Genomic DNA, 8,055 nt, shown 5'->3' on the forward strand with positions numbered 1-8,055 from the left:
GGATGGAAAAGGCCACTCTGGAATGGGCTTGGTTTCCGGGGGGGGGGGGGCGGAGCCCCCCCCCCTCCCATTCCGGGTGTCCTGGATCGTCCCGATCCTCGGACAGTGACTCCGCTCCACACCCGAAGGGTGGGCTTCCAACCCAAGGGTTGCGGTCCAGCCCGAACCGGCCCTCACAGGGCGCGACGAAAGTACCACGAACCGTGGGCGTCCTCTCGCAGAGAGAAACGGATTGGACAAGCCGGGCCGGGACATACGCATCATGGACGGCAGCAGCCTGCACAAACGTACGGAGGAGTCCCCGTGAAGGTCGGAATCGTCGGAGCCACCGGTCAGGTCGGCACAGTCATGCGCAGCATCCTGGCCGAGCGGAAGTTCCCTGTCGACGAGCTGCGGCTCTTCGCCTCCGCCCGCTCCGCCGGCACCGTCGTGGACGGGGTGACGGTCGAGGACGCCTCCACCGCCGACTACACCGGGCTCGACATCGTGCTGTTCTCCGCCGGTGGCGCGACCTCCAAGGCTCTCGCCGAGAAGGTCGCCTCCCAGGGCGCGGTCGTGATCGACAACTCCTCCGCGTGGCGCCGCGACCCCGAGGTGCCGCTCGTGGTCTCCGAGGTCAACCCGCACGCGATCAAGGACCGCCCCAAGGGCATCATCGCCAACCCGAACTGCACCACGATGGCCGCGATGCCGGTCCTCAAGCCGCTCCACCAGGAGGCCGGCCTGACCGCGCTGATCGCCACGACCTACCAGGCCGTCTCCGGCTCCGGTGTCGCGGGCGTCGCGGAGCTGCGCACCCAGGCGTGCGCCGTGGCCGAGAACGCCGACCAGCTGGCGTTCGACGGCGAGGCCGTGGAGTTCCCCGAGCCGGCCGTCTACAAGCGCCCGATCGCCTTCAACGTCGTCCCGCTGGCCGGCTCGATCGTCGACGACGGCACCTTCGAGACCGACGAGGAGCAGAAGCTCCGCAACGAGTCCCGCAAGATCCTGGAGATCCCGGAGCTGAAGGTCTCCGGCACCTGCGTGCGCGTCCCGGTCTTCTCCGGCCACTCGCTCCAGGTCAACGTCCGCTTCGAGCGTCCGATCAGCGTCGAGCGCGCGTACGAGCTGCTCAAGGACGCCGAGGGCGTCGAGCTCTCCGAGATCCCGACCCCGCTCCAGGCGGCCGGCAAGGACGCCTCGTACGTGGGTCGCATCCGCGTGGACGAGACCGTCGACAACGGTCTGGCGCTCTTCCTCTCCAACGACAACCTGCGCAAGGGCGCCGCGCTGAACGCGGTGCAGATCGCGGAGCTGGTCGCGGCGGAGCTGAAGGGCTGACATCGCTCTCCGAGAAGGGGCGGCCGTCCGGCAGGGCGGCCGCCCCTTCGGCGTACGAGCGGCCGAGGACCGGCGGACCGGCGGACCGGACCAGCGGAATCCGGACAACGCGTTCGAAGCCGGGCCGCAGGGTGACAGGATCCGACCATGACCCAGCTGCCCATGGGCGCCGATCTTCCGGTGCCCGCCCAGGCTCTCCAGGTCGCGGTCACCTGGCAGACCGTCCCCGGCGCGCCCGAGGTGGACGTATCCGCGCTGCTGCTCGACGGCGGCGGGCGGGTGCGGGGGGACGCGGACCTCGTCTTCTACAACCACACCGCGCACCCCTCCGGCTCGGTGCGGCATCTCGGGAAGTCGGCTCCGGGCGCACCGGGCAGCGCGGCCGCGGACTGGCTGTGGCTGAATCTCGCCCGGATGGAGCCCGGGGTCGACCGCGTGGTGGTCGCCGCCTCCACGGACGGCGGGGCCTTCGGGCAGGTGCGCGACCTGGACGTGCGGGTCACGGATCTCTCGGGCGCGCCGGTCGCGTACTTCGCGATCGGGGACGCGACGGCGGAGACGGCGTTCGTCTTCGGCGAGTTCCACCGGCGGGAGGGCGGCTGGACGTTCCGTGCGGTGGGGCAGGGGTACGCCTCCGGTCTGGCCGGACTCGCGACGGACTTCGGCATCGTGGTGGAGGCTCCGCCCGCCCCGATCCCGGGCCCCGGCTACGTACCGCCGCCCGTGCCCGTCCGGAACCGGGGGTACGGACCCCGGCCCGTGCCGCGCCCGGCACCCGGCTCTGGGAGCCCGCCCGTCCACGGCCAGGGGTACGGGGCTCCCGCCGTCCCCGTCCACGGCCAGGGGTACGGGGCTCCCGCCGCCCCCGTGCGCGCGGTGGTCGATCCGTTCTCGGTGACCTTCCGGCCCTCCGTCCACCAGGGCCGCGGCAAGGAGACCGTGCGCTGCGACCCCGCCATCCCGCCCGGCTGGGCACTCCTGGAGATCGAGTCGTACCACTCGATCTCCACCACCATCGAGTCCTGCGACGCCCACGGCCGCGTCGAGGCCTTCCTGCTCATGGCCTACGAGGACGACGTCCGCGCCCGTACCGTCGCCGTCGTCCCGCCGGACCGGCCCCTGACGCTGCGGGTCGACGCGGACACCCCCTGGACCCTGCGCGTCCTCCCGCTCGCCCACGCCCGCCGCTTCGACAGCCATATCGAGGGCCACGCCCACGACCTCGTCGTCTACGACGGGCCGCCCGGTGTCCTCGACTTCTCCCACCACGGGGAGTCGCACGTCACCGTCCACCGGCACACCCCTCCGCGCGAGCCCGAGTACGACGCGGAGGACCAGGAGCTCCTCGTCGACGCGATCGGCGAGGTCCGGGTCAGCACGCCCGTGACCGGTCCGGGACTGCTCCGGATCAGCGGCGACGGACCCTGGGAATGTGCGATGCGACGCTGACGTACGGCGTGGAAGGATGAGCCAAACATCACGAAACCGAGGAGTTGACCGGGTGCCTGGCACAAACCTGACCCGTGAAGAGGCGCAGCAGCGGGCGAAGCTGCTGACCGTGGACGCGTACGAGGTCGACCTCGACCTCTCCGGTGCGCAGGAGGGCGGCACCTACCGGTCCGTCACCACCGTCCGCTTCGCTTCCGCCGAGGCGGGCGCGGAGACCTTCATCGACCTCGTCGCCCCCGCCGTGCACGAGGTCGTCCTCAACGGCCACGCGCTCGACGTCGCCGCCGTCTTCCGGGACTCGCGGATCGCCCTGGCCCATCTGCTCCAGGGCCCGAACGAACTCAAGGTCGTCGCGGACTGCGCGTACACCAACACGGGCGAGGGTCTGCACCGGTTCGTCGACCCGGTCGACGAGCAGGCCTACCTGTACACCCAGTTCGAGGTGCCGGACGCCCGGCGCGTGTTCGCCTCCTTCGAGCAGCCGGACCTGAAGGCGACCTTCCAGTTCACCGTGAAGGCGCCCAGCGGCTGGACGGTTATCTCCAACTCGCCGACGCCGGAGCCCAAGGACGACACGTGGGTCTTCGAGCCCACCCCCCGGATCTCGACGTACATCACCGCGCTGATCGTCGGCCCGTACCACTCGGTGCACTCCTCGTACGAGAAGGACGGCCAGAGCGTTCCGCTCGGCATCTACTGCCGTCCGTCGCTGGCCGAGTTCCTCGACGCCGACCACATCTTCGACGTCACGCGCCAGGGCTTCGACTGGTTCCAGGAGAAGTTCGCGTACGACTACCCCTTCGCCAAGTACGACCAGCTCTTCGTGCCGGAGTTCAACGCGGGCGCGATGGAGAACGCGGGCGCGGTGACCATCCGCGACCAGTACGTCTTCCGCTCGAAGGTGACGGACGCGGCGTACGAGCGCCGGGCCGAGACCATCCTGCACGAGCTCGCGCACATGTGGTTCGGCGACCTGGTCACCATGGAGTGGTGGAACGACCTGTGGCTGAACGAGTCGTTCGCGACCTTCACCTCGGTGGCCTGCCAGGCGTCCGTGGAGGGCACCCGCTGGCCGAACGCCTGGACGACGTTCGCCAACGCGGAGAAGACCTGGGCGTACCGCCAGGACCAGCTGCCGTCCACCCACCCGATCATGGCCGAGATCAACGATCTCGAGGACGTGCTGGTCAACTTCGACGGCATCACCTACGCCAAGGGCGCCTCGGTCCTCAAGCAGCTGGTGGCGTACGTCGGCCAGGACGAGTTCTTCAAGGGCGTGCAGGCGTACTTCAAGGCGCACGCCTTCGGCAACACGCGTCTGACCGACCTGCTGGGCGCGCTGGAGGAGACCTCCGGCCGTGACCTGAAGGTCTGGTCGAAGCTGTGGCTGGAGACCGCCGGCATCAACATCCTGCGCCCGGAGATCGAGACCGACGAGAGCGGCGTCATCACCTCCTTCGCCGTCAGGCAGGAGGCTCCGGCGCTGCCCGCGGGCGCCAAGGGCGAGTCGACGCTGCGTCCGCACCGGATCGCGATCGGCTTCTACGACCTGGACGCGGCGGGCAGGCTGGTCCGCTCCGACCGTCTGGAGCTGGACATCGAGGCGGCCGAGCTGACCGCCGTACCGCAGCTCGCGGGCAGGGCGCGTCCGGCGGTCGTGCTGCTCAACGACGACGACCTGTCGTACGCCAAGGTCCGCCTCGACGAGATGTCGCTGAAGAACGTGACCGCGCACCTCGGTGACTTCGCCGAGTCGCTGCCGCGCGCGCTGTGCTGGGCGTCGGCCTGGGACATGACGCGCGACGGCGAGCTGCCGACGCGCGCCTATCTGGACCTGGTCCTCTCCGGCATCGCCAAGGAGAGCGACATCGGTGTGGTGCAGTCGCTCCAGGGCCAGGTGAAGGCGGCCCTCGACCTGTACGCGGCGCCGGAGTGGCGCGACGCGGGGCTGGCCCGGTGGACGGACGCGACGTTGGCGCACCTGCGCGCGGCGGAGCCGGCGAGCGACCACCAGCTGGCGTGGGCGCGGGCCTTCGCCGCGACGGCCCGCACGCCGCAGCAGCTGGATCTGCTGGCGGCGCTGCTGGAGGGCGGCGAGACGATCGACGGGCTCGCGGTCGACACCGAGCTGCGCTGGGCGTTCGTGCAGCGGCTCGCGGCGACCGGCGTCTTCGACGAGCCGGAGATCGCGGCCGAGCTGGAGCGGGACCGCACGGCGGCGGGCGAGCGGCACGCGGCGACCGCCCGGTCGGCCCGTCCGACCGAGGCGGCGAAGGCGGAGGCCTGGGCGTCGGTCGTGGAGTCCGACAAGCTGGCGAACGCCGTGCAGGAGGCGGTGATCGGGGGCTTCGTGCAGACCGACCAGCGTGAGCTGCTCGCCCCGTACACGGCGAAGTACTTCGCCTCGATCAAGGGCGTCTCGGAGACCCGCAGCCACGAGATGATCCAGCAGATCGTGGTCGGGCTCTACCCGACGATCCAGGTCTCGCAGGAGACGCTGGACGCCACGGACGCCTGGATCGAGGCGAACGACCCGGCGCCGGCGCTGCGTCGCATGGTGACGGAGTGCCGCGCGGGCGTGGAGCGCGCCCTGAAGGCGCAGGCGGCGGACGCGGCCGCCGCGTAACGGCGGGCGCACGGCGCCTGAAGGCTGAAGGACGAAGGGGCACCCTCCCCCACGGAGGTGTCCCTTCGTCCGTTCGGGTCCGCTCGGCGGGCGGGCGTCGGAGCGCGGCCGCCCGCCGGGCGGAGGCGTGTCAGCCTCCGAGCGCCGCGTAGCGGGCACGCAGGTCGGCCGCGCCCTGCTCCGTGAGCGCGCCGTGGAGGCGCATCCGGGCGAGGCCGCCGTCGGGGAAGGCGTCGAGGCGGACGTGGGTGACGACGGCCTGGGCCGGAAGCCTGAAGCGGTGCAGGGTGTCGGGCTGCAGCCGGGTCCGCGGGATGATCTCGAACCACTCGCCGTTCTCGCCGTTGCGCCCCTGGAGGGCGATCCAGCCGGCCGAGTTGCCCTTGAGGTACGCGGTGTCGATCTCGACGGCGCGTACGGCTCCCTGTGCGGCGAGCCGGAAGCGGACCCAGTCGTTGGTGCCGCGGACCCGGCGGCGGCGGTTCTCCCAGCCGTCGTCCATCTTGCGGGAGGTGCCGGGCAGGATGATCTGCGTCGGCGAGGAGTAGAACGTGTCCGACGCGTCCTCGTACACCCCGCCGTTGAGTACGGCGATCAGGTCGAGGGTGCCGAGCAGCTCCAGCCACTCGGGGTCCGGCACGACCTCGCCGTGGACGCGCAGGCGCGCGATGCCTCCGTCGGGGTGCTGGCAGACCCGTACGTGGGTGAAGCGGCGCTCGACGTCGATCTCGAAGCCGTTGGCGGCGTGGCCGCGTACGGGGGTGGGCGGGACGAGCTCCTCCCACTTCACGTCGTCGCCGAGCAGCTGCTCGGGGCTGGGCGTGGCGGCGCCCCCGTCGCCGGACAGGGGGACCTCGACGGCGGCGGCCTGGATCGAGACGCGCTGCGGGTAGTTGCCGCGGAAGTGGGCGGTGTCGACGACGATGCCGCGGATCACGCCGGGGGCGCCGAGGCGGACGATCGCCCAGTCGTGGTCCTCGGGGGCGGGGAAGACGTTCCCGGCGTCGGCGCCACGGCGGCGGCGGGTCTCCCAGCCGTCCATGATCTTGCCCTTGTGGCCGAAGTGCTCCGGGTCGAAGACGGCCCGCTCGCGGACGAGGAGGTTCTCGCGCTCGGCGAAGAACTCGTCGTTGGCGGCGACGACACCGGCGCCGAGGCGACGGTCGGCCAGGTCGACCAGCTCGGTGAACGAGAAGTCACCGGTGCGGTAGTCGGCGTACGGGTCGCCACCGGAGTACGGGGCGGCGTCGTTGGCGTGCGGGTCGGCGGTCACGGCGTTCTCGTCGAGGCTCATGGAACGACTGTGCGGCCTGGGCCTGGACCCGGTCCATCGAATGTTTTCGACAGATACTTTCAGCTGTACTGAATAATCGGTGCCGTGGCGCTACTGGACGGTCTCGCGCTGGACGGCCGCCTGCCGGAGCGCGGCGAGCACCCGGGCCACGGCGGCGCCCTCCTCGGCCCCGCGCCGTACGGCCGCGACGACATGGCGGCGCGGCTGGTCGGCGGAGAGGACCCGCATGACGATCCCGCGCTCGCCGCGGCGCTCGGCGGAGGCCATCCGCGGCACCAGGGCGACGCCCATCCCGGCCTCGACCATGGCGAGGATCGCGGTCCAGCCGGCGGCGCTGTGGGCCTGCTCGGGCACGAACCCGGCGGCCTCGCAGGCGGCGGTGGTGATCTCGGACCAGGGGCCGGAGCCGCCGAAGATCCAGGGCTCGGCGGAGAGGTCGGCGAGCCTCAGCCCGGGCGCGTCGGCGAGCGGATGCCCGGCGGGCAGGGCGACGTCGAGCGGGTCGGCGAGGAGCGGGACGCGGCTGAACTTGGGGTCGCGCGCGGAGGGGGCGTGGGCGGCGAGCGAGAGCGCCAGATCGACGTCGCCGGCGGTGAGCAGTTCGTACGCCTCCGCCGCCTCGGCCTCACGGATCCGGACGTCGAGTCCGGGGTGGGCGGTCCGGAGGTGCTGCACGGCGGGGACGACGAGGGCGGGCACGGCCGTGGAGAACGCGGCCACCCGCACCTGTCCCACCTCGCCGCGGAGGTAGCCGTCGAGTTCGGCGTCGGCGCGCTCCAGCTGGGCGAAGACGGCCTCGGCGTGGCGGAGCACGAGATGCGCGGCGTCGGTGAGCCGCACCCGGCGCCCGTGCGCCTCCAGGAGCGGGACGCCGAGCTGCCTGGCGAGGTTGGTGAGCTGCTGGGAGACGGCCGAGGGGGTCATGAGCAGCGCCTCCGCCGTGGCGGTGACGGTGCCGCGGTCGCGGAGGGTGCGGAGGATCTGGAGCTTCTTGATGTCCCACTCGGTCATGGGGCGCAACCTACCGGGGGCCACGGCCGGACGGCTCACGCGCGACTGCGGGGCGCGGGGGCGCCGGCGGACGAGGGGCGCGGGCGCAGGGGTGCCTGCGGAGGGGTCGCCGGCGGAGGGGGTCGCTGTCACGCGCGGGGGCGCGCACCGGCGAGGACCACCCCGCCCAGGATCAGCGCCATGCAGGCCGCTTCCAGGAGACCGAGTTCCTCGCCGAGCAGGGCGTACGAGAGCAGGGCCACGCAGACCGGCTGGAGGTGTTGAAGTGCTCTCCCGGCTGAAGCCGGGAGATTCCTGCTTACCTTGCGGCAGCGGGCTTGACGCGCTTCGCGCGCCTGACGACTGCCCTCCCGGC

At 72.0% G+C, this 8,055-nt stretch carries 6 protein-coding genes; 3 read left to right on the forward strand and 3 right to left on the reverse strand.

Annotation, left to right across the window (positions count from 1 at the left end; all coding sequences use genetic code 11):
• The first annotated feature begins 303 nt into the window (after positions 1-303).
• From ACFUJR_RS16385 to pepN, 3 genes are all read left to right on the forward strand, one after another.
• The gene (locus tag ACFUJR_RS16385; RefSeq protein WP_383178146.1) at positions 304-1,320 is read left to right on the forward strand and encodes an aspartate-semialdehyde dehydrogenase; all 1,017 of its coding nucleotides are present in this window, start codon (positions 304-306) and stop codon (positions 1,318-1,320) included.
• 147 nt (positions 1,321-1,467) lie between these two features.
• Positions 1,468-2,769, forward strand: coding sequence for a TerD family protein (locus tag ACFUJR_RS16390; protein ID WP_383178149.1), 1,302 nt, complete (start codon positions 1,468-1,470; stop codon positions 2,767-2,769).
• Positions 2,770-2,821: 52 nt separating this feature from the next.
• Positions 2,822-5,395 carry an aminopeptidase N gene (gene pepN / locus ACFUJR_RS16395; RefSeq protein WP_383178152.1) on the forward strand — a complete coding sequence of 858 codons (2,574 nt, stop codon included), beginning with the start codon at positions 2,822-2,824 and terminating at the stop codon, positions 5,393-5,395.
• Between the two features lie 130 nt (positions 5,396-5,525).
• Here the strand turns inward: pepN and alc are convergent, their stop codons facing one another.
• The 3 genes from alc to ACFUJR_RS16410 all read right to left on the reverse strand — a co-directional run.
• Positions 5,526-6,689, reverse strand: a complete 1,164-nt coding sequence (gene alc, locus ACFUJR_RS16400) for an allantoicase (RefSeq protein WP_383178155.1) — start codon at positions 6,687-6,689, stop codon at positions 5,526-5,528.
• Positions 6,690-6,779: 90 nt separating this feature from the next.
• Positions 6,780-7,700: a LysR family transcriptional regulator gene (locus ACFUJR_RS16405; RefSeq protein ID WP_383178158.1), complete on the reverse strand. Its 921-nt coding sequence runs from the start codon at positions 7,698-7,700 to the stop codon at positions 6,780-6,782.
• 128 nt (positions 7,701-7,828) lie between these two features.
• Positions 7,829-8,055: EamA family transporter (locus tag ACFUJR_RS16410; RefSeq protein ID WP_383450476.1), on the reverse strand; the 227-nt coding region annotated here is incomplete at its 5' end.

Origin of the sequence: Streptomyces sp. NPDC057271 (genome assembly GCF_042668715.1) — a bacterium.
GTDB lineage: Bacteria > Actinomycetota > Actinomycetes > Streptomycetales > Streptomycetaceae > Streptomyces.

Excerpts from the sequence above, each read along its gene's own strand:
- ACFUJR_RS16390 (WP_383178149.1), top strand. The coding sequence starts at position 1,468 with ATGACCCAGCTGCCCATGGGCGCCGATCTTCCGGTGCCCGCCCAGGCT.
- ACFUJR_RS16405 (WP_383178158.1), bottom strand. The coding sequence starts at position 7,700 with ATGACCGAGTGGGACATCAAGAAGCTCCAGATCCTCCGCACCCTCCGC.
- alc (WP_383178155.1), bottom strand. The coding sequence starts at position 6,689 with ATGAGCCTCGACGAGAACGCCGTGACCGCCGACCCGCACGCCAACGAC.